Origin of the sequence: Mesorhizobium sp. M0500, assembly GCF_040321165.1 — a bacterium.
In the GTDB taxonomy this organism is placed as follows: Bacteria; Pseudomonadota; Alphaproteobacteria; order Rhizobiales; family Rhizobiaceae; genus Mesorhizobium.
The window spans coordinates 119,904-144,379 of record NZ_JAMYRB010000014.1 but is presented as its reverse complement, the minus strand read 5'-3'; the positions used below and the strand labels follow the sequence as shown (position 1 = coordinate 144,379).

Here is a 24,476-nt window from a genome sequence, read left to right as displayed (position 1 = left end):
TGTTGTAAACCCCACACACCCAGCCCCGCCCAAGATCGACAAGATCACCGCGTGCCGTCAAAGCGCGGGCATTAGGCCCCCGCCGCGCGCAATTGCGGGGGGGGCGACGTATGCGTTAGGCGGTTCCTCGGCGTCGTCGCTCAGCAGGAACCCGCCGTACCGTCGAGGGCCGGGGGGCCTCACAGGCAGTTTCAATGCGAACAATCAGCAGACTTTTTGATTCCCATGACCAGGCGGCGCGAGCCGTCGAAGCACTTCAGGCGGCAGGGATCGCCCGCCACGAAATCAGTGTCATCGGACCCTACGATGACGAAATCGGCGCCGTCTTGCGCGGTCCAGGCACCGGTGCCGCCCTTGGCGCGGCGGCGGGTTTGTTGGCCGGCCTCGGCGCCTTTGATATCCCCGGCATCGATCCCCTCGGCGCGGGATGGCTGGCATCGGCCTTCGTCGGTGCAGCCTTGGGCTGCGTTGCCGGCAGACTTTTCGACACATTGTCCGGTACCGGCAAGCAGCTAGGCCAGCCGGATGCCGCACAAGGTGTGATCCTGGTGCTGGCGCATGTCGATGAAAGGCAGGCCGACACCGCACAGGCGGTGCTTGGGGCTTCCGTTCAGGCGACGCGGTCTTTGGCCAGGGCGGCATGAAGATTCAGCTCGGGCAAAGCGCTTGACCAGGCCGCGCAGCGGGGCGGCGATCCAAGCGCGAATTCAAAAATCTCTGGCAAGCCGCCGCCAGAAAGTGTTGAACACCGTGCCGATCACATTCGGCGAGCGGTTGCGCTCGGCGAGGCTTGATGATTTGCTGTCGGTTTGCGGAGAACGAATAATGCATGAGCCTGTCGGTCAAGACGAATATGGGTCGACCAGCCCGTTCGATCCGGACGATCTGTCGAGGTTGAACGCAATCGGCCCGAGCGCCGGCAGCAACGATTTCGAAAAATACGCAGTCGCCGTGATCATCGTGTTCGGCGCCCTGATCATCGGTGGCCTGATGGCTGCCGGCTTGAGCTTCGGGCGCCGCAGCACCTTCTTTTTCGCGCTTGGTGGCGCCACCGCGGCATGGATATCCGGCAATGCACTTCTGCTCGACCGGCCGCGCATCTACGCCCTGTTCGTCGGCATCGCGGCGCTGATGCTGATAGCGTCGACGATCGCGCTGGTCACCTGAAGCAAGGCGCAATCTTCTTGTTGACCATGATCTTATCCGAAAACCGGTTCCCACTTTTTGGGGTTTAATACCCGATAGCCTTGCCGGCTGCGGCGCGGCTGTCGATGGCGCCATTGTAGCGGGCGCCGCCACCCTTCTCGATTTCCGCCAGGCTCTTGCCGCCGACCAGGATGCCGGCCGCCTGGCCCCAGGTCGTGTCGGCAAGATCGAGGCGGTAGCCCATGCCGGTAAGCAGCTTTTCGGTATCGGGCGACAGGCCGAAGGGTTCGATATAGACCGTGTCAGGCAGCCACTGGTGATGGATGCGCGGTGCGTCGATGGCCTCCTGGATGTTCATGCCGTGATCGACGACGTTGACGATCGCCTCCAGCGTGATGGTGATGATGCGTGAACCGCCGGGGCTGCCGATGACCATGAACGGCTTGCCGTCTTTGGCGAGGATGGTGGGGCTCATCGACGACAGCGGCGTCTTTTTCGGCGCAATCGCATTCGCCTCGCCCTGGACGAGGCCATAGAGATTGGGCACGCCGGGTTTCTGGGTGAAATCGTCCATCTCGTTGTTGAGCAGGATGCCGGTGCCGGCGGCGACAACGCCGGCGCCGAAAGAGCCGTTCAGCGTGTAGGTTACCGCGACGGCATTGCCGTCATTGTCGATGATCGAAAAATGCGTCGTCTCGTTGCTCTCGCCAAAGCCCTTCGGCATCAATTCCTGCGAGACGCCGGCCCGGAACGGATCGATCTTTTCGCGAATTTCCCTGGCGTAATTCTTGTCGAGCAGTTTTGCGACCGGATTGTCGATGAAGCCGGGATCGCCGAGCGCCGAATTGCGGTCGACATAGGCGTGGCGCATCGCCTCGACCATGACGTGAACCGTCTCGGCCGAACCGGCGCCGAGATAGGACAACGGATAGAACTCAAGCACGTTGAGGATCTCGCAGATGATGACGCCGCCGGAGCTCGGCGGCGGCGAGGAAATGATCTCGTAGCCGCGGTAATTGCAGGTCGCCGGCTTGAGCTCGCGCACCGCATAGTTTTCGAAATCAGCCCTGGCCAGAATGCCGCCCTTCTCGCCACTCGCCTTGACGATGGCGTCGGCGGTCGCGCCTTTGTAGAAGGCATCCGCCCCGCGTTCGGAAATGGCGGCAAGCGAAGCCGCGAGATCGGGCTGAACAAGGCGCTCGCCGACAGCATAAGGCTTGCCGTCCGGCTTGAGGAAAATGGCCGCCGCCGCTGGGTCCCTGGCCAACCGCTCCGCGCCGCCCTGGAGCGAGGCCGCATCGCCCTGCTCCAGCACGAAGCCTTCTTTGGCAAAGCGGATGGCCGGCGCCAGCAAGTCCTGCCGCGACAGCGTGCCGTATTTCTCCCGCGCCATTTCGAAACCAGCGACCGAGCCCGGCACGCCGACCGCCAGATAGCCGTCGAGACTGGCGCCTTTTACCGGCTTGCCGTCCTTGTCGAGATACATGGTTTTGGTCGCGGCCAGCGGCGCGCGCTCGCGAAAATCGAGGAAGGTCGAGCGGCCGTCCTTGAAGCGGATGGTCATGAAGCCGCCACCGCCGATATTGCCGGCGGTCGGATAGACCACGGCCAGCGCATAGCCGACGGCGACGGCGGCATCGACCGCGTTGCCGCCCTGCTTCAGCACCTCGACGCCGACCTCAGACGCAAGGTGCTGGGCGGTCACCACCATGCCGTGCTCGCCCTTCGCCGGCTGCGGCGAGGCGGCATAGGCGAGGAAGGGTACGAAGGTCAGGGTGAGGGAAAGGCTTACGGCGATTAGGGTTCGGCGGGTGTTGTGCATGGCCGTACTCCGAGGCGTGGGGTAGGCCTAGGAAACGCGCTTGGAGCGGTTGAGTCTACTGCGAAGATCGAAAGAATCGGGAGGGTTCGCACGCCTGTGCCGGTTCGCCTCGCAACCGCCGTTGCAATCTTCGGCGACTGCAACGGCATGGATCCTAGGGTCTCCGCTACGTCGCTTCGCTCCTGCTCCGCCCTAGGATGACGAAGGGAGGGAGGGATCGGCTAATCCCGAAAGTTTGCGATTTGCCAGCAGCCGCCAGCCTGCAACGTTTGCCATTGCCATCAGCCGCCAATCCCCAACATCTGCGATTAGCTGTAGGCCCTCACGCCTTCGTCATCCTAGGGCGGAGCAGGAGCGAAGCGACGTCGCGGAGACCCTAGGATCCATGCCGTTACTTCTGAGCGCCGCAGCGTTGGAAACAAGGCCACGCTTCATCGCGGCTCCCAGAATTTTCACGTTACAGCAATTTTGTTCTTGCTTTGTGCCGGAAGCTATGCTACTAATTTGAGTGTGGTGCTAATTGGCTCCAACGACCCGCCCTTCGTGGCGGGTTTTTCATTTTCACCCCCAACATCAAACAATCCCGCCGCCGACGCTCGCCACCGCCGGCCGTTCGGCTGCGACCTTCGCTCGGTAGCCGGCGGCGCGGTAGGCGGCGACCGGATCGATGGCGCCGCCGGTCTTCAGCCGCGCCGTGGCAAGGATCGGCTCGACGTCGGTGCGATAGGCTGTCTTCAGCGTCTGCGTCGCCATCAGCGCGTCATTGGCGTCCTGGAAGCCTTCGAGCGCCTTGCGGTCGACCAGCAGCGCCTGGGCATAGGCGCGCTGCACCTCGACCGCAGACAACATCAGGCTTTCTATCGGATCGGTGACGTTATGGCTCTGGTCGAGCATGTGGGCCGGATCGAAACCTTCGGCACCGGCAAGCTCGGCATCGACCAGTTCATTGAAGACGAGGAACAGCCGGTAGGGATCGATCGAGCCGGCGTCGAGATCGTCGTCGCCATATTTCGAATCGTTGAAATGGAAGCCGCCAAGTTTCTTGAACTGGATCAGTCGCGACACGATCATCTCGATGTTGACGTTGGGGGCGTGATGGCCAAGGTCGACCAGACAGAACGCCTTGTCGCCAAGCTCTTTGGCGATGATGTAATTGGTGCCCCAATCCTGCACGACGGTCGAATAGAAGGCCGGCTCGTACATCTTGTGCTCGGTGAACAGTTTCCAGCCGTCCGGCAGTCCGGCATAGATCTCCTTCATCGCGTCGAGATAGCGCTCGAATGCCTTGGCGAAATTGACCTGGCCGGGAAAGTTCGAGCCGTCGCCGATCCACACCGTCAGCGCCTTGGAGCCCAGCGTCCTGCCGATCTCGATGCATTCGAGATTGTGCTCGACCGCCTGCCGGCGTGTTGCTGCATCGGCATGCGACAGCGAGCCGAATTTATAGGAAAGTTTTTGGTCCCTGGCGTCGGAGAAGGTGTTGGAGTTGATGGCGTCGAAGCCGAGGCCGAAGCGGGATGCCGCCTGCTTCAGCCGGTTCGGATCGGCCTTGTCCCAGGGAATATGCAGCGAGACGGTCGGCGTCGCCTGCGTCAATTGCCGGATGACGGCGCAGTCCTCGATCTTGTCGAAAATGTCACGCGGCTCTCCGGCGCCGGGAAAGCGGGCAAAGCGGGTGCCGCCGGTGCCGACGCCCCAGGACGGGATGGCGACGGCGAATTTCTCGACCTTGTCGCGGATGGCGTCGATGGCGATGCCGCGGCGGTCGAGGCGCTCGCCGAGAGACTCGTAATCGCGCTTGAGATTGGCGTTGCGCGCGGCATTGTCTTTCTCGACAACATCGGCGGAGATGATGGTTTCGGACACTAAAGTTTCCTCCCAAATGCGTTCGGTTGGCGCTGCCCCTCATCCGCCTGCCGGCACCTTCTCCCCGTATAGTGACGGGGAGAAGGGTAAAGCTCCGGCGTCGGCGCCAACCGTCAAACGACTGCTTATCGCGTAAAACTCTGTGCGTTGCCGGCGTCGACGTTGATGATGTTGCCGGTCGATTTGGCCGACATATCGGAGGCGAAGAAATAGATCGCCTCGGCGATGTCTTCGGGGAACACCGACCGCTTCAGCATCGAACGCGAGCGGTAGTGCTCCTCGAGATCGTCGGTCGACATCTTGTAGGCGGCGGCGCGCTGTTCCTTCCATTCGCCGGTCCAGATCTTCGAGCCGCGCAGCACAGCGTCGGGGTTGACGACATTGACCCTGATCTGCGCTTCCGCGCCTTCCAGCGCCAGGCAGCGTGCCAGATGGATTTCGGCGGCCTTGGCAGTGCAATAGGCGGCGGCGTTTGGCGATGCGGCAAGCCCATTCTTGGAGGCGACGAAGACGACGTTGCCGCCGATCTTCTGCGCCCGAAACAGCCGGAACGCCTCCCGCGAAACCAGGAAATAGCCGGTCGACAGGATGTCCATGTTCTTGTTCCACAGCGTCAGCGTGGTGTCCTCGATCGGCGCCGAGGAGGCCAGGCCGGCATTGGAGACCAGAATATCGATGCCGCCGAATTCGACCGCCGTTTCGGCAAAGCCGGAGATCACCTGATCCTCGGACGTGACGTTGATGACTACGGGCCGCACGAAATCCTTGCCATAGGCCTTGGCAAGCTCGTCATTGGCGCTGGCAAGGGCTGCTTCGTCGATATCGGCCAGCACGACGCACGCGCCCTCGCGCAGCAGCCGGCTGGCGGTGGCCCGGCCGATGCCGCCGGCGCCGCCGGTGACCAGCGCAATCTGGCCGGCAAGAGCCTTTGGTTTCGGCAGGCGCTGCAGCTTTGCCTCTTCGAGCAGCCAGTATTCGATGTCGAAGGCTTCCTGGTCGGGCAGGCCAACATAGGTCGAGACCGTCGAGGCACCGCGCATGACGTTGATGGCGTTGACGTAGAATTCGCCCGATATGCGCGCCGTCGCCTTGTCGCCGGCGAAGGTGAACATGCCAACGCCGGGCATCAGATAGACGACGGCGTTCGGATCGCGCACCGGTGGCGAATCCGCGTGCTTGCAGCGGTCATAATAGGCCTGATAGCCGACGCGATACTCCGCCACATCATCGGCAAGACGGGCAATGACGGCATCGACGTCGGGATTTTGGGGGTCGAACTCGATGACCAGCGGCCGGATCTTGGTGCGCAGGAAGTGGTCCGGGCAGGACGTGCCGAGTGCCGCCAGCGGCCGCAAATCCCGGGAATTGACGAATTCGAGCACGGCAGGGGAATCGTCGAAATGGCCGAGCTTGTGGCTGTTCTCCGAGATCAGGCCACGGATCCTCGGCATCAGTTTTGCGGCCACGGCGCGACGCGCAGGCGCATCGAGGGATTTGACGACTTCGCCGCCGAAAATCGGCTTGCCATGGCTCTTGCGCTCGAACCAGTCGATCGCCTGGTTGATCACCGAGATCGTCGTCTCGTAGCATTCCTTCGGCGTGTCGCCCCAGCTGAACAGGCCATGACTGGCCAGTACGACACCCTTGGCTTCGGGGTTTTCGCGGCAGAATTTCTCCAGCCACAGGCCGAGCTCGAAGCCCGGACGTTTCCATGGCAGCCAGCCGATCGTGTTGCCGAAGATCTCTTTGGTCAGCGCCTGCGAATCCTTGGCGGCGGCAATGGCGATGATGGCATCGGGATGCATATGGTCGACATAAGGCTTCGGCACGAAGGCATGCAGCGGCGTGTCGATGGAAGCTGCGCGCGGGTTGAGGTTGAAGGTGCAATGGGGCAGATAGCCGACCATCTCGTCTTCATGTTCGAGGCCGCGATAGAGACCTTTCAGCGCGCGCAATTTGTCCATGTAGAGCGTGGCGAAGCCGTCGAGCTTGATCGAGGCGCTGTCGCCGCCCGAGCCCTTGACCCACAGCACTTCCACGCTCTCGCCGGTAAGCGGATCCTTTTGCCAGATCTTGGAGGAGGTGTTGCCGCCGCCATAATTGGTGACGCGCTTGTCGGAGCCAAGAACGTTCGAGCGATAGACCAGACGTTCCGGCTCGCTCATTGCCTGGGCTTTGGCCTCATCCCAAAGATTGGCGAGGCGCGTGCCGGAGCGCTTGTCGAGCATAGGTATCCTCCCTTTGGGACACGCAAACGGCGCCGGTCCCTTTTGTGCGAATTTCTACGCAAGCGGCTGTCTTGTCAATCACAAACGATCAACATCAATCATATTGCATTGCACAATGAAATTATATGATCGGAAATGATTGACACTGCGCGCTTTGGGTGCCTAGATGCTCAGGCAGGGAGGAACCATGCACGAGAAAGAGCGCCACAGGATCATTCTGTCCGCCGTCCAGGAAAAGCCTGTGGTGACGGTGCAGGAGATGGTCGACCTGACGGAGTCGTCGGAGGCGACGATCCGGCGCGACATCGCGGCATTGCATGTGCAAAAACGGCTGCGCCGGGTGCGCGGCGGCGCCGAGGCGCTTTCGCCGCCGCAGTTCATCGGCCTTGCCGGCCGGCCCTTTTCCGTCAACGAGACCATCAACGCTTCGCAGAAGCGGGCAATCGCGCGGGAAGCCGTGGATCTGTGCAAGGACGGCGAGCCGATCATCATCAATGGCGGCACCACCACCTTCCAGATGGTGCATTTCCTGACCGGCCGCCGCATGCCGATCTTCACCAATTCCTTCCCGATCGCGGAGCACTTGCTCAGGCACTCCAAGAACACGGTGATGCTGTCGGGCGGCACCATCTACCGCGAGCAGAACATCATCCTGTCGCCGTTCGACAATGACGTGACGCGCAATTTCTACGCGCGCCGCATGTTCATGGGTGCGCAAGGGCTGGGGCCGCTCGGTCTTATGGAAGGCGACCCGCTGCTGATCCAGGCCGAGCAGAAACTGATCGACCAGGCAGACGAATTGGTGGTGCTGGTCGATTCCTCGAAGTTCCGCAAACGCTCGAGCCTGATCCTGTGCGGCCTGTCGCGCATCGCCACGGTGATCACCGACGACGCCATCGAGGATCGCGAAGCCAAGATGCTGGAGACCGCCGGCGTGACGCTGATCATCGCCCGCACAACGGCAACCAACAAGGAAGAATCTTCGCTGCAGGCCTGAGAACCACTCACGCCCGCAGCGGCGATGGAATGCAACGCTCAAGGGAGGATATTCGATGAGCTTTCTGAAGAAATTGATGGTTACGGCGGCGTTCTCCGCCGCCATGTTCGTGAATGCCGCCTACGCCGAAAACGTCAAGATCGCGCTGGTGGTGAAGTCGCTCGGCAACGGCTTCTTCGACGCCGCCAACAAGGGCGCCGAAGAGGCGGCCAAGGAGCTCGGCGATGTCGACATCATCTACACCGGCCCGACCAAGGCGACCGCCGAAGCGCAGATCGAAGTGGTCAATTCGCTGATCGCCCAGAAGGTCAATGCCATCGCCATTTCGGCGAACGACGCCGACGCGCTGGTGCCAGTGCTGAAGAAGGCGATGCAGCGCGGCATTACCGTCATCTCGTGGGATTCAGGCGTCGCGCCGGAAGGACGCCAGCTTCACCTCAACCCCTCCGATACCAACCTGATCGGTGAGACCATCATCAAGCTGGCCGCCGACTACCTGCCGGAAGGCGGCGATGTCGCCATCCTGTCGGCTTCTTCGACCGCGACCAACCAGAATGCCTGGATCGACGCGGCCAAGAAGGTGCTGCCGGAGAAGTTCCCCAAGATCAAGCTCGTCGCCACCGTCTATGGCGACGACGACTCGGCCAAGAGCACGGACGAAGCCAAGGGCCTGCTGAAGTCCTATCCGAACCTCAAGGCGATCATCGCACCGACCACGGTCGGCGTCGTTGCCGCCGCGCAGGTGGTGACCGATGAAGGCCTGATCGGCAAGGTCAACGTCACCGGCCTGGCGCTGCCGTCGGAGTTCAAGAAGTTCATCGACAATGGCGCCAGCCAGGCGGTTGCGCTGTGGAACCCGATCGATCTCGGCTACTCCGCCGTCTACCTCGCCCACGATCTGGCGGTGAAGAAGGAAGAGGCCAAGCCCGGTGCTACGCTGTCGATCGGCCGCGTCGGCAAGGTCACACTCGACGACACCAACTCGGCTGCGATGGCTCCGCCCTTCCAGTTCGACAAGTCGAACATCGAAAAGTTCTCCAAGATCTATTGATCCTGGAACCTTCGAAACGGTGCGGCGGGGCTCAGGTTCCGCCGCGCTTTCAAACGAACCTTGCTACAGGGCTTGATACGATTATGGACACGACAGCCCAGCACGAAGTGGCAAATGAAGCGCCTTTGTCATCCGGACCGCGCCTGACGCTGTCCGGCATCTCGAAAAGCTTTCCCGGCGTGCGGGCGCTGCACAATGTCGGCCTGTCGCTCTATCCCGGCCTCGTAACCGCGCTGATCGGCGAAAACGGTGCCGGCAAGTCGACGCTGGTCAAGATCATGACCGGCATCTACCAGCCGGATGCTGGCACGATCAGCATCGACGGCCAGCCGGTCACATTGCCCAGCGCCCACGCCGCGTTCGGGCATGGCATCACCGCCATCCACCAGGAAACCGTGCTGTTCGACGACCTGACGGTGACCGAAAACATCTTCCTCGGCCATGCGCCGCGCACGCGTTTCAAAACCATCGACTGGCGCACCATGCGCAAGAATGCCCGCGAGGTGCTCGACACGATGGGCGCCGGCCATATCGACGCCGACGCCAGGCTGAAGGATCTCGGCATTGCCAACAAGCACCTAGTCGCGGTTGCCCGCGCCATGTCCATCGACGCGCGGATCGTCATCATGGACGAGCCGACGGCAGCGCTTTCGATGAAGGAGATCGAAGAGCTTTTCCTGCTGATCGAATTCCTCAAGAGCGACGGCAAGGCGATCCTGTTCATCAGCCACAAATTCGATGAGATCTACCGCATCGCCGACCGCTATACCGTGTTCCGCGACGGCGAGATGGTCGGCGAAGGCCTGATCAAGGACGCCGGCCAGAGCCAGATCGTGCGCATGATGGTCGGCCGCTCGGTCGATCACATCTTTCCGCAGCGCAAGGCCGAGATCGGCGCGCCGGTGCTGGCCGTCTCCGGCCTGTCGCACCCGACCGAGTTCGACGACATAGGCTTCGAGCTGCACAGGGGCGAAATCCTCGGCTTCTACGGCCTTGTCGGCGCCGGGCGCAGCGAGGTGATGCAGGCGATATCAGGCATCACCCGCACCAGCGGCGGCACGATCACGCTGGAGGGTAAGGCAATCGCGCCGAAATCGGCGGCGGATTCGATCGACGCCGGCATCGTCTATGTGCCGGAGGAGCGCGGCAAGCAAGGCGTGGTGATCGGCCTGCCGATCTTCCAGAATGTCTCGCTGCCCTCGCTCAAACGGACATCCAAATCCGGCATATTGCGGCTGGCCGAAGAGTTCGCGCTGGCCCGCTCCTACACCGAGCGGCTCGATCTGCGCGCCTCCTCGCTCAGCCAGGACGTCGGCACGCTGTCGGGCGGCAACCAGCAGAAGATCGTCATCGCCAAATGGCTGGCGACCGCGCCCAAGGTGATCATCCTGGACGAGCCGACCAAGGGCATCGACATCGGCTCGAAGGCCGCCGTGCACGGCTTCATGGCCGAGCTCGTCGCGCAAGGCCTGTCGGTGATCATGGTGTCGTCCGAATTGCCGGAAATCCTCGGCATGTCGGACCGCGTCGTCGTTATGCGCGAGGGCCGCATTGCCGCGGTCTACGACAATAAAGGGCTCGACGCCGAAACCTTGGTCAGGACGGCAGCGGGGATCGCGGCATGAAGGCTCTTCTCAAATACCGCGAGGTCTGGCTGCTGGCGGCAATCGTCGTGCTGATCGGGCTGATCTCCACGCGATTTCCAGGTTTTGCCGATCCGGCCAACCTGCGCCAGGTGTTCAACGACACGTCGATCCTGATGATCCTGGCGCTCGGCCAGATGGTCGTCATCCTGACCCGCTCGATCGACCTGTCGATGGCTTCAAATCTCTGCTTCACCGGCATGGTGGTGGCAATGCTGAACGCCGCGCATCCGGCGATCCCGATCCCGCTGCTGATCGTCATCGCACTTCTGGTCGGCCTGGTGCTCGGCGCCATCAACGGCCTGCTGGTATGGCGGCTGAACATTCCCTCGATCGTGGTAACGCTCGGCACCCTCACCATCTACCGCGGCGCCACGTTCGTCATTTCAGGCGGCGCCTGGGTCAACGCCGACCAGATGAGCGCTGATTTCATCGGGTTGCAGCGCGCGGCTTTCCTCGGCATTCCGGTACTGTCGTGGATCGCCGTGCTGGTTATTGCGCTGTTCTTCCTCGTGATGACGCGCACCGCGCTCGGCCGCTCGATCTATGCCATCGGCGTCAACCCGACCGCATCGGTCTATGCCGGCATCGATGTCGGCCGGACGAAATTCACCGTCTTCTGCATTTCGGGGATGATCGGCGGCCTCTGCGGCTATCTCTGGATTTCGCGCTACGTCATCGCCTCGGTCGAGGTCGCGAATGGCTATGAGCTCAATATCATCGCCGCCTGCGTCATCGGCGGCATTTCGATTGCCGGCGGCATCGGTTCGGTCGGCGGCGCGGTGCTCGGCGCGCTGTTCCTCGGCATCATCTCCAACGCGCTGCCGGTGATCAACATCTCACCCTTCTGGCAGATGGCGATTTCAGGCAGCGCCATCATCCTGGCCGTGGTGCTCAACGCGCGCGGCGAACGCCGGCAAGGCCGCATCATCCTCAAGAAGGCGGAAGCGGCATGACCGACACCCCTGCCCCACGCCATATTCCCGACCGGCTCGACAAGCCGCTGACGTCGGCGATCTTCTCATGGGAGGCGCTGCTGGTCGTCGTTGCGGTTGCCATCTTTGCCGTCAACAGCTTTGCCTCGCCCTACTTCCTCGACGCGTGGTCGTTGTCGGACCTAACCTTCAACTTCACGGAAAAGGCGCTGATCGCGCTGGCCATGGCGCTGCTGATCATCTCCGGTGAAATCGACCTGTCGGTGGCCGCCATCATCGCGCTGGCGTCAACAATGATGGGCATGGCGGTGCAGGCCGGCGCCGGCATGCCTGAACTGGTGGCAATCGGCCTCGTCGTCGGGCTCGGCTGCGGCGCCTTCAACGGACTGCTCGTCACCAGGCTCGGCTTGCCGTCGATCGTCGTCACCATCGGTACGATGAGCCTGTTTCGCGGCATCGCCTTCATCATCCTCGGCGACCAGGCCTACAAGGGCTATCCCGCGAGCTTCGCCTTCTTCGGCCAGGGCTATGTCTGGTGGGTGGTGTCGTTCGAACTGACGCTTTTCCTGATCGCGGCAGTCGTCTACTGGTTCCTTCTGCACCGGACGAGCTTCGGCCGCCGGGTCTTTGCCATCGGTAACAACCCGGTCGCGGCGCAGTTTTCCGGCGTACGCGTCGGCCGTATCAAATTCATCCTGTTTTGCCTGACCGGCCTGATGGCGGGCATCGCCTCGGTGCTGATCACATCGCGGCTCGGCTCGACCCGGCCGTCCATCGCACAGGGCTACGAGCTGGAAGTCATCACCATGGTGGTGCTCGGCGGCGTCAGCATCCTGGGCGGCGCCGGCAGCATTCTGGGTGTGGTGCTGGCCGCCTTCATCATGGGACTGGTGACCTTCGGCCTCGGCCTGCTCAACGTGCCGGGGATCGTAATGTCGATCTTCATCGGCCTGCTGCTGATCATCGTCATCGCGCTGCCGATCCTGTGGCGGCGCGTGCGGCGGGAGCGCTTTGCCTGATGCCGGAGAAATACGCGTTCAAGATGAAGCTCAATCCGGGCATGAAGGCCGAATACAAGAGGCGCCACGACGACATCTGGCCGTCGCTGGTCGCGCTGCTCAAGCAGGCCGGTATCTCCGATTACTCGATCCATCTCGACGAAGAGACCAACATCTTGTTCGGCGTGCTGTGGCGCCGTGACGACCATGGCATGGACGAATTGCCGAAGCATCCGGTGATGCAGCGTTGGTGGGCCGAGATGGCGGACATCATGGAGACCAAGCCGAACAACGAGCCGGTGGCGGTGCGGCTGGAAACAATGTTCCATATGGAATGACCCGCCACGTCGCCGTCATCGATATCGGCAAGACCAACGCCAAGGTGGCGCTGGTCGATCTTGCCGCAGCAAGCGAAGTCGCGCTGCGCAGGATGGTGAACGAGCCGCTTCGGCAAGGCCCATACCCGCACCATGACGTCGAGCGGTTATGGGCGTTTATCCTTGGCAGCCTGACCGAGATCGATCGCGAGCAGCGCATCGATGCGATATCGATCACCACCCATGGCGCAACGGGCGTGCTGGTCGACGCATCAGGCGAACTGGCGCTGCCGGTGCTCGACTACGAATTCGACGGGCCGGATGCCCTTGCCGGGGACTATGACACGATCCGTCCGGCGTTCTCCGAGACCGGCACGCCGCGCCTGCCGGCCGGCCTCAATCTCGGCGCGCAGCTGTTCTGGCAGCAGAAGCGCTTTCCGGCGGATTTCGCCAGAACCGCCGCGATCCTGATGTATCCGCAATACTGGGCCTTGCGCCTGACCGGCGTCGCCGCCAGCGAGGCGACTTCGCTCGGCTGCCACACCGATCTGTGGAACCCGTGGAAAGCGGATTTTTCGTCGCTGGTCGACCGGCTGCAATGGCGCCGGCTAATGGCGCCGGTACGGCCGGCGAAGGACCGCCTCGGGCCGATCCTGCCCGCGCTTGCGACACGGACCGGGCTCGACCCGCAAACGCCGGTGTTTTGCGGCCTGCACGATTCCAACGCCTCGCTGCTGCCGCATCTCCTGTCCGACAGACCGCCTTTCTCCGTGGTCTCGACCGGCACCTGGGTGGTGTCGATGGCAGTCGGAGGCAACAAGATCGCGCTCGACCCGGCACGCGATACGCTGGTCAATGTCAACGCGCTCGGCGATCCCGTGCCGTCGGCGCGCTTCATGGGTGGCCGCGAGTTCTCCCTGCTGACCGAGGGCCAATCGGAGAACTGGACGGAAGACGATGTTGCCACGGTGCTAGCGCGCAAGACGTCCCTATTGCCCTCGACCCAACAGGGTTCGGGGCCGTTTCCGCATCACGCCGCATCATGGCTTAACGCGGACGGTATGAGCGTCGGCCAGCGCTTTGTCGCCATCTCGTTCTACCTGGCGCTGATGACCGCGACCTGCCTCGACCTGATCGGCGCGGACGGTCCCACCATCGTCGAAGGACCCTTCGCCCGCAACCGGCTGTTCACCCGCATGCTGGCTGCGGCGGCGGCGCGCGCCGTCATTGCCTCCGAGGCTGCGACAGGCACCAGCATCGGCGCCGCCTTGCTGGCGTCGGACCAGGGGACACCGCAAGGCAGAGGCGAAAGGACCGAACCGTCGGCCGATCCACTCTGGACAAGTTACGTGCGCTCCTGGCGTTCGGCGGTCGACGAACGAGCCTGACCGCCGAGCTCATGACGCCCTGATGTCTGGAGATGCCTAGTTCCTGTAGACCAGCCCTTGCGGATCGATCTCCGGCTTGCGGCCGGCGACCACGTCAGCAAGGAATTTTCCCGAACCGCAGGCCATGGTCCAGCCGAGATGGCCGTGGCCGGTGTCGAGGTAGAGATTGTCGTACCGCGCCCGGCCGATGACCGGCACGGAGTTCGGCATCATCGGCCGAAGTCCAGCCCAGACCTCGGCCTTGCTCTCGTCGAAAGCGCCGGGGAACAGGTCCTTGCCGGTGTTCAGGATCGAGTTGAAATCGCGTGGCTTGAACCTGCGGTCGAACCCGGTGAACTCCGCCGTCGAGGACATCCGCAGCCGATTTGCCAGCCTGGAATAGCCGATCAGCCGGTCCTCGTCGGCGCCGCCCATGATCGGCCCCTTGCTTTCATCTTCCAGCGGAACAGTCACGGTATAGCCCTTCACGGGATAGACGGGCAGATCGATGCCGTAGCGGCGGCCGAGCAGACCGCTCTCCGGCCCCATGGAAATGACCACCGCGTCACCGGCGACCGGGCCGGCCGAGGTCATCACGGCGCGCACCCGGTCGCCGTCGATGTCGAGGCCTTCGACCGTGGTGCCGTAGAGGAATTGGACGCCGAGTTTCTCGGCGGCATAGGCAGCGAGGCGCTGCGTGAATTGGCTGGAGTCGCCGGTCTGGTCGATCGGCGAATAGACGCCGCCGGCTATCTTGTCCTTGGCGCCGGCAAGGCCGGGCTCGAGCTCGACCAGCCGGTCGCGGCCGACGATCTCGATCGGCAGGCCGTGTTCGCCGAGATAGCGATAATTGTCGGTGCCGGTATCGAAGCTCTGCTGCGAGCGGAAGAAATAGAGAATGCCTTTCTTGCGCTCGTCATAGTGGATGCCGGTTTCGGCGGAGACGGCGTTGATGCAGTCGCGCGAATAGAGCGCCAGACGCAGCTTGACGTCGGTGTTGGCGCGCATGCGCTTATGCGTGCACTGGCGCAGGAAGCGCAGGCTCCAGGCGAAAAAATACGGATCGAAGCGCAGCCGCACCTTGATGCCGAGATCGTGGTTGTAGAGGCCGCGCAGGAACGTCTTCAGCGCGGCTGGCGAGGCCCAGGCGGTGGCGTCTCCGGGCGACACCAGGCCGGCATTCGACTGGCTGGTGCCGCGTGCCGCCGCCGGATGGCGCTCGATCACCGTCACCTCATGGCCGTCGCTGGCCAGATAATAGGCCGCCGCCGTACCGACGACGCCGGCCCCAAGCACCAGGATTTTCATTCCGCCCCCAGCGCGCTGAGCCAACCTTTGCGGAGAGCCCACTTCACCCCAGAGCCGAATTCTTGCTGGTCAGGATGCGCTCCCAGGCAAGCGCATCGGCAACGATCTGGTCGAGGTTGTCGCGCTGTGGGGTCCAGCCGAGCTCGCCGCGCGCCAGCTCCGAATTGGCGACGACCGCGGCGGCGTCGCCGGCGCGGCGATCGCCCATCCGTACCTCGAAATCATGGCCGAAGACGCGGCGGACGCTGTCGATGACCTCGAGCACCGAATAGCCGTGGCTGTAACCACAATTGGCGACCAGGCTCGATCCGCCGGCACGCAGCCGCTGAAGCGCCAGCCGATGCGCCGCCGCCAGGTCGCTGACGTGGATATAGTCGCGCATGCAGGTGCCGTCCGGCGTCGGATAGTCGATGCCGAACACCTGCATGAAGGGGCGCTTGCCGAGCGCCGTCTCGCAAGCGACCTTGATCAGATGCGTGGCACCGGGCGTCGACTGGCCGGTGCGGCCCTTCGGATCGGCGCCGGCGACGTTGAAATAGCGCAGCGCCGTATAGCGCAACCCATGGGCAATTGCCGCGTCGCGCAGCATCCATTCGCTCATCAGCTTGGACAGGCCATAGGGCGATTCCGGCGCAAGCCGGGCATCCTCGCGCACCGGCTCCAGGCCGGCGCCGCCATAGACGGCGGCGGTCGAGGAAAAGATGAAATTGGGCACGCCTTCGCGCACCGCGGTCTCGATCAGGGAGCGCGTCTTGCAGGTGTTGTTCTCGTAATAGGCAAGCGGGTCGGCGACCGATTCGGGGACCACGATCGAGCCGGCGAAATGGATGATCGCGTCGACCTTATTGTCGCGAATGATCGAGGCGACCAGTTCCCTGTCGGCGACGTCGCCGACGACGAGCTTTGCTTCCGGGGCCACCGCCCATTCAAAGCCGGTAGAAAGCCGGTCGAGGACGACGACGCTGTCGCCCGTGTCCAGCAATTCCCAGACCATATGGCTACCGATATAGCCGGCCCCGCCTGTCACCAAAACCGTCATCCGCATCCTCGCTATTCATGATTTGTCGGAACTGTCTCAAACGCCGCCTTACTGGAAAACCTGCCGCCAGGCCATGAGAACCTGCGGTAACCGGTCTCATCGGCGCGTGGCATTGTCGTGAAACAAGATTGATCCACATCAAGGGAATAGGCCACGTTCCGTGGTCGTTAGGAACAGGCTCGGGGCGTGGCATTTTGACCAAAAAGGCCAGGTGGACGACGAATGGGCCAATGACTATGATCCCGCGCAAAACTGGGAAGGCGACATGAACTATCAGCGGTTTTTCGAGGAAGCGATCGACCAGCTCCATGCGGAGCGTCGCTACCGCGTCTTCGCCGACCTTGAGCGTATCGTCGGGAAATTCCCGCGCGCCATCTGGCGCGCCAATGGCCGCGCCGAGGAAATCACCGTCTGGTGCTCCAACGACTATCTCGGCATGGGCCAGCATCCCGACGTCATTGCCGCGTTCCAGAAGGCGGCAGGCAAGATGGGGTCGGGGGCCGGCGGCACCCGCAACATCTCCGGCACCAGCAACCCGCTGGTCGAGCTCGAACTGGAGCTGGCCGACCTGCACGACAAGGAAGCCGCACTGGTTTTCACCTCCGGCTTCGTTTCCAACGAGGCGTCGATCTCGACCATTGCAAAGCTGCTTCCCAATTGCCTGATCATCTCGGACGAGCTCAACCACGCTTCGATGATCGAGGGCGTGCGGCGCTCGGGCGCCGAGAAGAAGATCTTCCGCCATAACGACGTCGCGCATCTCGAAAGCCTGCTGCAGACAGCCGGCCGCGAGCGCGCCAAGCTGATTGTCTTCGAGAGCGTCTATTCAATGGACGGCGACATCGCGCCGATCAAGCAGATCGTCGATCTCGCCGAGCGCTACAACGCCATGACCTATATCGACGAGGTCCACGCCGTCGGCATGTACGGGCCGCGCGGCGGCGGCATCACCGAGCGCGAAGGGCTGGCCGACCGCATCGACATCATCGAGGGCACACTGGCCAAGGCGTTCGGCACGCTTGGCGGCTACATCGCCGGCAACACTGCGGTGATCGACGCGGTGCGCTCCTATGCGCCGGGCTTCATCTTCACCACGGCGTTGCCGCCGGCGATCGCCGCCGCGGCAACCACCTCGATCCGCCATCTCAAGCGCTCGCAGGCCGAGCGCGATGCGCAGCTGCGTCAGGCGACACGGACCAAGCAAGTGCTGGCCGCGGCCGGCCTGCCGGTGATGGAGTCGCCTACCCACATCGTGCCCCTTCTGGTCGGCGATCCCGAGCTCTGCAAGATGGCCAGCGACCGCCTGCTCGGTGTGCACGGCATCTACATCCAGCCGATCAACTACCCGACAGTGCCGCGCGGCACCGAGCGGCTGCGCATCACGCCTACACCGTTCCATTCGGACGCGTTGATTGCGTCCCTGCAGGACGCGCTGGTCGAGACATGGGATGCGTTGGGGATTCCCTACGGTTCGGCGGGCCGACCGTCGGTCGCCAAGAGCGACCGCGTCATTCCGCTGCTGGTGCCGAAGTCGGGCGGCTGAAGGTCGTTTAAAACTCTACGCCGAGAACCATTTGGTCGTCAGAGCGAAGTCGCTCAGACAGTCTTCATCCATTTCGCCAGCCTATTTGCCGCTTCCTCGAGCTGGTCGAGGCGGCGGTGGAAGCACAGCCTGAGGAAGGCTTCGCCGCCGGGGCCGAAGGCGGTGCCGGGAGCCAGGCCGACATTGGCGCGGTCGACCATGTCGAAGGCGGCAGCGCGGGAATCGGAGATGCCATCGACCGCGAAGAACAGATAGAATGCGCCCTGCGGCACGGTGAACCGCGCCCTGCCGGTTTCGGCGAGAATGCCGCAGACCAGGTCGCGTGCCGCCCTCGCCCGCTCCACCTGCTCGACGATGAAGGCGTCGCCCTCATCCAGGGCAACGACGGCGCCGCGCTGCATGAACTGCGCAACGCCGGAAGTCGAATACTGGACCAGGTTCTCAAACACCTGCTGCAAGGCGGGATGAATCTTGATCCAGCCGATGCGCCAGCCGGTCATCGCCCAGTTCTTGGAAAAGGAATTGACGAACAGGATGCGGTCCTCATCGGCCATGATGTCGATGAAGGACGGCGCGCGGCCATGGCCGTAATGAAACAGCGAGTAGATCTCGTCGGCGATGATCCACAGGCCCCTTTCACGGGCAAGATCGAGGATCGCCTGCAGCGTCTCCTTGTCGGCGGTCCAGCCGGTCGGGTTGGACGGCGTGTTGACGAACAGCGCCTTGGTCCGTGGCGTGATCGCCGCTGCGATCTTGTCGACATCGCAAGACCAGCCATTGCCCGACTCGTCGAGCGTGACCGCGACTGGAACAGCGCCCGCGACGCCGGCGGCGGCGGCGAAGTTCGGCCATGCCGGCGACAGGTAGACGAGTTCGTCGCCCTTGCCGGCCACCGCATCGATGGCCATCTGGATGGCGTGCATGCCGGAGCCGGTGACGATGAATTCCTCGTTGGCGAAAGTCTTGCCGAAATGCCTGGTGTAGTAGCGGGCGAGCGCCTGCCTGAGTTCGGGAATGCCCCGCTGCCAGGTGTAGAAGGTCTCGCCGCCGGCGAGTGCCTTGGCGGCTGCATCGGTGATGAAGGCAGGCGTCGGCAGGTCGCCCTCGCCGGCCCAGAGCGGGATCATGCCGTCGCGGCCGCGGCCGCGGTTCATGACGGCGACAATGCCGCTTTCAGGCGCCGCCCGCGCTTCGGCGCGCAGAGTATCGATCAGGGTCATGGATGGGTCCGTTTTCGTTTGCTCGACTGCTAGCGTGTTTCAGGGCGGACGAAAACAGAAAACCCCGGTCGCTTGCGGCCGGGGTTTTGGTCCAGGGAATCTGTCTTCGAACTATTTCCTGGCGAGGAGATCGCGAATTTCGGTGAGGAGGGCGACGTCGGCCGGTGGCGGAGCGGCCGGCGCAGCTGGCTTCTCACGCTCTAGCCGTTTGCGCAGATTGTTCACCGCCTTGACCATCAGGAAGATGATGAAGGCGAGAATGAGAAAATTCAGTGCCACGGTGATGAAGCTGCCATAGGCGAAGACCGCGCCCTGTTTCTTTGCCTCAGCCAGCGATGTGGCGTTAACGGCCGAGGACAAGGGCAGAAAGTAGTTGTTGAAGTCCAATCCGCCCAAAATCGCCCCGATGACCGGCATGATGATGTCGTCGACCAGCGAGGTGACGATCTTGCCGAAGGCAGCGCCAATGATGACGGCGACGGCCAGGTCCATCACATTGCCCCTGGAAATGAATTCCTGAAATTCTTTCAGCATTCGACGCCTCCTTGTCCTGACCGGCCGTGCTGCCGTCCACCCTTCGGCATCGACCGGCGGGCAGAATAGCAAAAACCTGCGGTTGCAACAGGATCAAAAGCTGGTTTCAGCCGGTCACGATTGCCCGACGCAGCCGATATAATACGCCGAAAGCCGCGATGGACTTGATCGCCAAGCTGTGATTGCGTCTGGAAGGCTGGATGAAAAAACCGGCGCAGGGAGGAAGTTCGAGGCGTGCAGGGCTGGTTCATCGTCATCATCGCGATCGCCTATGTGACGTTGCTGTTTGCTATCGCCAGCCTGGGCGACCGGCGCTCGACGTCATCGGGGCCTGGCCGCGCCCGGCCCTTCATCTATGCGCTCAGCCTCGCCATCTACTGCACCTCCTGGACTTTCTTCGGCTCGGTCGGGCTGTCCTCCGAGCGCGGCCTGGAGTTCCTCGGCATCTATATCGGGCCTGTTCTGGTGTTCGTGTTCGGCTTTCCGCTGCTGCAGCGCATCGTCAGGCTGGCCAAGACCGAGAAGATCACCTCGATCGCCGACTTTCTCGGTGCCCGCTACGGCAAGAGCTTCGCTGTTGCGGCGATCGCTACGCTGATCGCGACCATCGGCGCCGTGCCCTACATCGCGCTGCAATTGAAGGCGATCTCCGGCTCGGTCAGCCTGATGGTCGAGCACTATACCGGCTCGCCGCCGTCCTTCGATCCGTTCGTCAGTGACATCTCGCTGGTCGTGGCCATGCTGCTGGCGCTGTTTGCGGTGCTGTTCGGCACGCGCCATGCCGATGCCACCGAGCACCAGGACGGGCTGGTGCTGGCTGTGGCGGTCGAGACCGTGGTCAAGCTCGCCGCCTTCCTGGCGATCGGCCTGATGGTCACGTTCCTGATCTTCGGCGGGCCAGGCGATATGTTCGACCAGCTCGCCGAAAACACGCAGGTGCGCCAGGCGATGGGCTACAACACCTCGCTCGCCACCTGGCTGGTGCTGACATGCCTGAGCGGCTTTGCCATCCTCATGCTGCCGCGCCAGTTCTACGTCACCATCGTCGAAAACCGCAGCGAGGCCGAGCTGCGCACCGCGACATGGGTGTTTCCGCTCTATCTGGTGGCAATCAACCTGTTCGTGCTGCCGATCGCATTGGCCGGCCTGGAACTGGTCGGCCCCAGGACCAGCAGCGACCTTTACGTGCTGTCGCTGCCGCTGTTCAGCGGCCACGACGTGCTGGCCATGGCCGCCTTCATCGGCGGGCTGTCGGCGGCGACCGCAATGGTGATCGTCGAAAGCGTCGCGCTGTCGATCATGATCTCCAACGACCTGGTCATTCCGCTGTTCGTGCGCCGGCTTCTGCGGACCACGACATCCGAGAACGAGGACTGGTCGACGCTCATCCTCAATGTACGGCGGGCGGCGATCTTCATCATGCTGTTCATCGCCTTTCTCTACTACCGCGAGAGCACCAACAGCGCGCGGCTGTCCTCGATCGGCCTGATGTCGTTCGCCGCGATCGCACAGTTCGCGCCGGCAATGATCGGCGGCCTGGTCTGGCGCGGCGCCAACGGCCGGGGTGCGGCGCTTGGCATGGTCGCCGGCATCGTCGTCTGGAGCTATACGCTGCTGCTTCCCTCGCTCGTCGCGCCCGATACCGGCATCCTCGTCCACGGCCTGTTCGGCTTCGATGCATTGCGGCCGCAGGCTCTTTTCGGCACCGTCGCCGAGCCGCTGAACCATGGCGTGCTGTGGAGCCTATCGATCAACACGCTCTTTTTTGTGTTCGGCTCGCTGTCGCGCGCCTCTGTGCCGCTGGAACGCATCCAGGCGTCGATCTTCGTGCCGCGCGAAGCGGGTCCGCTGCCCAGCCTGCGCCGCTTCCGCACCACCATTACCGTCAACGACCTCAAGGACACGATCGCGCGCTATCTCGGTGTCGAACGGACCGAGCGGTCCTTTCAGTCGTTCGAAAAGAGCAGCGGCACTTCACTGCTCGGCAACGAACAGGCCAGCATGGATGTCATCCGCTTCTCCGAGCAGCTTCTGGCCAGTGCCGTCGGCTCATCCTCGGCGCGGCTGATCCTGTCGCTGCTGCTGCGCCGCAACGACCGCGAATCCAAGGACGCCTTCCGCCTGCTCGACGATGCCACCGAGGCGCTGCAGCACAATCGCGATCTGCTGCAGATCGCACTCGACCAGATGGAACAGGGCATCACTGTCTTCGACCGCGATTTCCGGTTGATTTGCTGGAACCGCCAGTACCGGGCGCTGTTCGACCTGCCCGACGAGATGGGCCAGGTCGGCGTCTCACTCGATCGTATCCTGCGCCACCTTGCCGAGCGCGGTGACATACCGGCAGACCAGCGCGTCACCATGCTCAACCGCCTGACCAGCTTCGTCAGTCCATGGCAGATGGAGCTGAAGACAAGCGGGCGCATCCTGGAATTGCGCTCCAATCCGATGCCGGACGGCGGCATCGTCGCCACCTACGCCGACATTTCCGGACGTGTCGAGCAGGATCTGGCGCTGAAGCGCGCCAACGAATCCCTGGAACAGCGAGTGAAGAGCCGCACCGCCGAGCTCACCCGCGTCAATGAGGAGCTGGCTCAGGCGCAGATGCTGGCCGAGGAGGCCAATCTCGGCAAGACCCGCTTCCTCGCTGCCGCCGGCCACGACATCCTGCAGCCGCTGAACGCCGCCCGCCTCTATTGCTCGTCGCTGATCGAGAAGACCGGCAAGGGACCTGCCGGCAAGGCGGCGATGAACATCGAATCGTCGCTGGAATCGGTCGAGACCATCCTCGGCGCGGTGCTCGACATTTCGCGCCTCGATGCCGGCGCGATGAAGCCGGACGATACGAGCTTCGGCCTCGACGGGCTGCTGCGCCAGATCGGCAACGACTTCCGGCCGCTTGCCGCCGAAAAGAAGCTCGAACTCTCGATCATGCCGTCGTCGCTCAGCGTCATGACGGACCGCAATCTGCTGCGCCGGCTGATCCAGAACCTGGTTTCCAACGCCATCAAGTATACGCGCCGTGGCCGCATCCTGGTCGGCGTGCGGCGGCGCGGCGAACTGGCCGAGATCCAGGTTATCGACACCGGCATCGGCATTGCCGGCGACGAGCTCAACACCGTGTTCCGTGAATTCACCCGGCTCGACGAGGGCGCACGCGAGGCGGAAGGCCTCGGCCTTGGGCTCTCCATTGTCGACCGCATCGCCCGCGTCCTGCGCCTCGAAATCCGGATCTTCTCCAACCCAGGCAAGGGCACACGCTTTTCCGTGTTGCTGCCGGTGGTGGCCGTGCAGGCACCGCGGCGCGAGGCCGAGGCGAAGCCGCCTGCCCGTGCCGCGGCCTCGCTTGCCGGGCTCCATGTGCTCTGCATCGACAACGACGCCCGCATCCTCGACGGCATGCGGCTGCTGCTCGAGGGCTGGGGCTGCAGCGTCGACACGCTTTCCGGCGCGGAGGATCTCGACAGATCCGGCATGCATCGGCCGGACATCGTGCTTGCCGACTATCATCTCGACAACAGGACCGGCCTCGAATTGATCGCCCAGTTGCGTGCGATCCATGGCGAGGACCTGCCGGCCGTGCTGGTCACCGCCGACCGCTCCAGCGAGGTTCGCGCCGCCGCCGGCAGGCTCGACGTGCCGGTGATCAGCAAACCACTGAAACCGGCGATGCTGCGCTCGATGATGGCCAGGGTCAGGCCGCTGGCGCCGGCGGCCGAATAGGAATCAGCCGGCCGTCTGCAGCGGGTCGCTGCCGATTTTGGACAAAAGGATGACCGCCTGCGTGCGGCTGTCGACGCCGAGCTTCTGCAGGATGGCCGAGACATGCGCTTTGATCGTCGCTTCGGAGACCCCGAGCTCATAGGCGATCTGCTTGTTGAGCAGTCCCTCAGCCAGCATGCCGAGCACGCGCGTCTGCTGCGGGGTCAGCGCCTGCAGCCGCTTGATCAGGTCGGAAATCTCGGGATCGCGCTCGACGCCGAGATCGATGCCGACGGGAGCCGCGATATCGCCTGCGAGCACCGACTGCACCGCATTGCGGATCTCCTCCATGCTGGCCGATTTGGAGATGAAGCCGGAGGCGCCGAGATCGAGCGCGCGCCGGATCGTCACCGGATCGTCATGCGCCGAGACCACCATCATCGGCACCGCCGGATGGATGCCGCGCAGCGAAATCAGGCCGGAAAGACCGCTTGCCCCCGGCATCGAGAGATCGAGCAGCACCAGATCGACATCCTCATTGGCCAGGACAAGCGCCTTGGCGCTTTCGAAATCGCCAGCCTCGTGAATGGCGGCAACATCTCCGATACCCGCGAGTGCCTCCCTCAATGCACCGCGAAAAAGCGGGTGATCATCGGCAATGACGAATGTGTAGCCCAACGGTGATATCCCTCCCCGAATCCCGTTGGCGATGTTCCGCCTTGCAGGATCTGAACGATTGTAACGCTACGCCTGCCGTCCG

General features: G+C 63.3%; 19 protein-coding genes. 11 read left to right on the top strand and 8 right to left on the bottom strand.

Annotation, left to right across the window (positions count from 1 at the left end):
- Positions 1–194: 194 nt before the first annotated feature.
- Positions 195–644, top strand: a complete 450-nt coding sequence (locus NKI70_RS23020; protein ID WP_352572214.1) for a hypothetical protein — start codon at positions 195–197, stop codon at positions 642–644.
- Positions 645–825: 181 nt separating this feature from the next.
- Positions 826–1,167, top strand: coding sequence for a hypothetical protein (locus NKI70_RS23015; RefSeq protein WP_292663955.1), 342 nt, complete (start codon positions 826–828; stop codon positions 1,165–1,167).
- 64 nt (positions 1,168–1,231) lie between these two features.
- Here NKI70_RS23015 and ggt read toward each other — a convergent pair whose 3' ends face one another.
- The 3 genes from ggt to NKI70_RS23000 form a co-directional block, all read right to left on the bottom strand.
- On the bottom strand, positions 1,232–2,968 hold the full coding sequence (ggt, locus tag NKI70_RS23010; protein ID WP_023677383.1) for a gamma-glutamyltransferase: 1,737 nt from the start codon (positions 2,966–2,968) through the stop codon (positions 1,232–1,234).
- Positions 2,969–3,541: 573 nt separating this feature from the next.
- The gene (rhaI, locus tag NKI70_RS23005) at positions 3,542–4,834 is read right to left on the bottom strand and encodes an L-rhamnose catabolism isomerase (protein ID WP_352724925.1); all 1,293 of its coding nucleotides are present in this window, start codon (positions 4,832–4,834) and stop codon (positions 3,542–3,544) included.
- Between the two features lie 125 nt (positions 4,835–4,959).
- Entirely contained in the window at positions 4,960–7,062 is a 2,103-nt protein-coding gene (locus NKI70_RS23000) for a bifunctional rhamnulose-1-phosphate aldolase/short-chain dehydrogenase (RefSeq protein WP_352724924.1), read from the bottom strand.
- A 187-nt stretch (positions 7,063–7,249) separates the two neighbouring features.
- Between NKI70_RS23000 and NKI70_RS22995 the strand changes: the two genes are divergently transcribed.
- From NKI70_RS22995 to NKI70_RS22965, 7 genes are all read left to right on the top strand, one after another.
- Positions 7,250–8,059 carry a DeoR/GlpR family DNA-binding transcription regulator gene (locus NKI70_RS22995; protein WP_023677380.1) on the top strand — a complete coding sequence of 270 codons (810 nt, stop codon included), beginning with the start codon at positions 7,250–7,252 and terminating at the stop codon, positions 8,057–8,059.
- A gap of 55 nt (positions 8,060–8,114) precedes the next feature.
- Positions 8,115–9,110: a rhamnose ABC transporter substrate-binding protein gene (gene rhaS, locus NKI70_RS22990; protein ID WP_352448664.1), complete on the top strand. Its 996-nt coding sequence runs from the start codon at positions 8,115–8,117 to the stop codon at positions 9,108–9,110.
- 83 nt (positions 9,111–9,193) lie between these two features.
- Entirely contained in the window at positions 9,194–10,735 is a 1,542-nt protein-coding gene (locus NKI70_RS22985) for a sugar ABC transporter ATP-binding protein (RefSeq protein WP_352724923.1), read from the top strand.
- On the top strand, positions 10,732–11,709 hold the full coding sequence (locus NKI70_RS22980; protein ID WP_352572216.1) for an ABC transporter permease: 978 nt from the start codon (positions 10,732–10,734) through the stop codon (positions 11,707–11,709). Before NKI70_RS22985 ends, NKI70_RS22980 begins: the two co-directional genes overlap by 4 nt.
- The gene (locus tag NKI70_RS22975) at positions 11,706–12,707 is read left to right on the top strand and encodes an ABC transporter permease (RefSeq protein ID WP_352448661.1); all 1,002 of its coding nucleotides are present in this window, start codon (positions 11,706–11,708) and stop codon (positions 12,705–12,707) included. Before NKI70_RS22980 ends, NKI70_RS22975 begins: the two co-directional genes overlap by 4 nt.
- The gene (rhaM, locus tag NKI70_RS22970) at positions 12,707–13,024 is read left to right on the top strand and encodes an L-rhamnose mutarotase (RefSeq protein WP_352724922.1); all 318 of its coding nucleotides are present in this window, start codon (positions 12,707–12,709) and stop codon (positions 13,022–13,024) included. The genes NKI70_RS22975 and rhaM overlap by 1 nt, the downstream gene beginning before the upstream one ends.
- A complete protein-coding gene (locus NKI70_RS22965) occupies positions 13,021–14,391 on the top strand; it encodes an FGGY-family carbohydrate kinase (RefSeq protein ID WP_352724920.1) in 1,371 nt (456 codons plus the stop codon). Before rhaM ends, NKI70_RS22965 begins: the two co-directional genes overlap by 4 nt.
- Before the next feature lie 36 nt (positions 14,392–14,427).
- Here NKI70_RS22965 and NKI70_RS22960 read toward each other — a convergent pair whose 3' ends face one another.
- Both NKI70_RS22960 and galE read right to left on the bottom strand, forming a co-directional pair.
- The gene (locus NKI70_RS22960; protein ID WP_352724919.1) at positions 14,428–15,678 is read right to left on the bottom strand and encodes a D-amino acid dehydrogenase; all 1,251 of its coding nucleotides are present in this window, start codon (positions 15,676–15,678) and stop codon (positions 14,428–14,430) included.
- 43 nt (positions 15,679–15,721) lie between these two features.
- Positions 15,722–16,717, bottom strand: coding sequence for a UDP-glucose 4-epimerase GalE (gene galE, locus NKI70_RS22955; RefSeq protein ID WP_352724918.1), 996 nt, complete (start codon positions 16,715–16,717; stop codon positions 15,722–15,724).
- Between the two features lie 265 nt (positions 16,718–16,982).
- On the opposite strand from galE, the gene hemA reads away from it, so the two are divergent.
- Positions 16,983–18,260 carry a 5-aminolevulinate synthase gene (hemA, locus tag NKI70_RS22950; protein WP_352448656.1) on the top strand — a complete coding sequence of 426 codons (1,278 nt, stop codon included), beginning with the start codon at positions 16,983–16,985 and terminating at the stop codon, positions 18,258–18,260.
- 53 nt (positions 18,261–18,313) lie between these two features.
- Here the strand turns inward: hemA and NKI70_RS22945 are convergent, their stop codons facing one another.
- Both NKI70_RS22945 and mscL read right to left on the bottom strand, forming a co-directional pair.
- A complete protein-coding gene (locus NKI70_RS22945; protein ID WP_352724917.1) occupies positions 18,314–19,480 on the bottom strand; it encodes a pyridoxal phosphate-dependent aminotransferase in 1,167 nt (388 codons plus the stop codon).
- A 111-nt stretch (positions 19,481–19,591) separates the two neighbouring features.
- Complete coding sequence (mscL, locus tag NKI70_RS22940; RefSeq protein ID WP_352635705.1) at positions 19,592–20,014, bottom strand: large conductance mechanosensitive channel protein MscL; 423 nt, start codon at positions 20,012–20,014, stop codon at positions 19,592–19,594.
- Positions 20,015–20,248: 234 nt separating this feature from the next.
- Here mscL and NKI70_RS22935 point away from each other — a divergent pair, with 234 nt between their 5' ends.
- A complete protein-coding gene (locus NKI70_RS22935) occupies positions 20,249–23,737 on the top strand; it encodes a PAS domain-containing hybrid sensor histidine kinase/response regulator (protein WP_352698127.1) in 3,489 nt (1,162 codons plus the stop codon).
- 3 nt (positions 23,738–23,740) lie between these two features.
- Here NKI70_RS22935 and NKI70_RS22930 read toward each other — a convergent pair whose 3' ends face one another.
- Positions 23,741–24,403 (bottom strand): response regulator transcription factor, encoded by a 663-nt coding sequence (locus NKI70_RS22930; protein WP_031211969.1) that lies wholly within the window; start codon positions 24,401–24,403, stop codon positions 23,741–23,743.
- Between the last annotated feature and the right edge of the window lie 73 nt (positions 24,404–24,476).

Excerpts from the sequence above, each read along its gene's own strand:
- NKI70_RS23020 (WP_352572214.1), top strand. The coding sequence starts at position 195 with ATGCGAACAATCAGCAGACTTTTTGATTCCCATGACCAGGCGGCGCGA.
- NKI70_RS23015 (WP_292663955.1), top strand. The coding sequence starts at position 826 with ATGCATGAGCCTGTCGGTCAAGACGAATATGGGTCGACCAGCCCGTTC.
- ggt (WP_023677383.1), bottom strand. The coding sequence starts at position 2,968 with ATGCACAACACCCGCCGAACCCTAATCGCCGTAAGCCTTTCCCTCACC.
- NKI70_RS23000 (WP_352724924.1), bottom strand. The coding sequence starts at position 7,062 with ATGCTCGACAAGCGCTCCGGCACGCGCCTCGCCAATCTTTGGGATGAG.
- NKI70_RS22995 (WP_023677380.1), top strand. The coding sequence starts at position 7,250 with ATGCACGAGAAAGAGCGCCACAGGATCATTCTGTCCGCCGTCCAGGAA.
- rhaS (WP_352448664.1), top strand. The coding sequence starts at position 8,115 with ATGAGCTTTCTGAAGAAATTGATGGTTACGGCGGCGTTCTCCGCCGCC.
- NKI70_RS22985 (WP_352724923.1), top strand. The coding sequence starts at position 9,194 with ATGGACACGACAGCCCAGCACGAAGTGGCAAATGAAGCGCCTTTGTCA.
- NKI70_RS22980 (WP_352572216.1), top strand. The coding sequence starts at position 10,732 with ATGAAGGCTCTTCTCAAATACCGCGAGGTCTGGCTGCTGGCGGCAATC.
- NKI70_RS22975 (WP_352448661.1), top strand. The coding sequence starts at position 11,706 with ATGACCGACACCCCTGCCCCACGCCATATTCCCGACCGGCTCGACAAG.
- rhaM (WP_352724922.1), top strand. The coding sequence starts at position 12,707 with ATGCCGGAGAAATACGCGTTCAAGATGAAGCTCAATCCGGGCATGAAG.
- NKI70_RS22965 (WP_352724920.1), top strand. The coding sequence starts at position 13,021 with ATGACCCGCCACGTCGCCGTCATCGATATCGGCAAGACCAACGCCAAG.
- NKI70_RS22960 (WP_352724919.1), bottom strand. The coding sequence starts at position 15,678 with ATGAAAATCCTGGTGCTTGGGGCCGGCGTCGTCGGTACGGCGGCGGCC.
- galE (WP_352724918.1), bottom strand. The coding sequence starts at position 16,717 with ATGACGGTTTTGGTGACAGGCGGGGCCGGCTATATCGGTAGCCATATG.
- hemA (WP_352448656.1), top strand. The coding sequence starts at position 16,983 with ATGAACTATCAGCGGTTTTTCGAGGAAGCGATCGACCAGCTCCATGCG.
- NKI70_RS22945 (WP_352724917.1), bottom strand. The coding sequence starts at position 19,480 with ATGACCCTGATCGATACTCTGCGCGCCGAAGCGCGGGCGGCGCCTGAA.
- mscL (WP_352635705.1), bottom strand. The coding sequence starts at position 20,014 with ATGCTGAAAGAATTTCAGGAATTCATTTCCAGGGGCAATGTGATGGAC.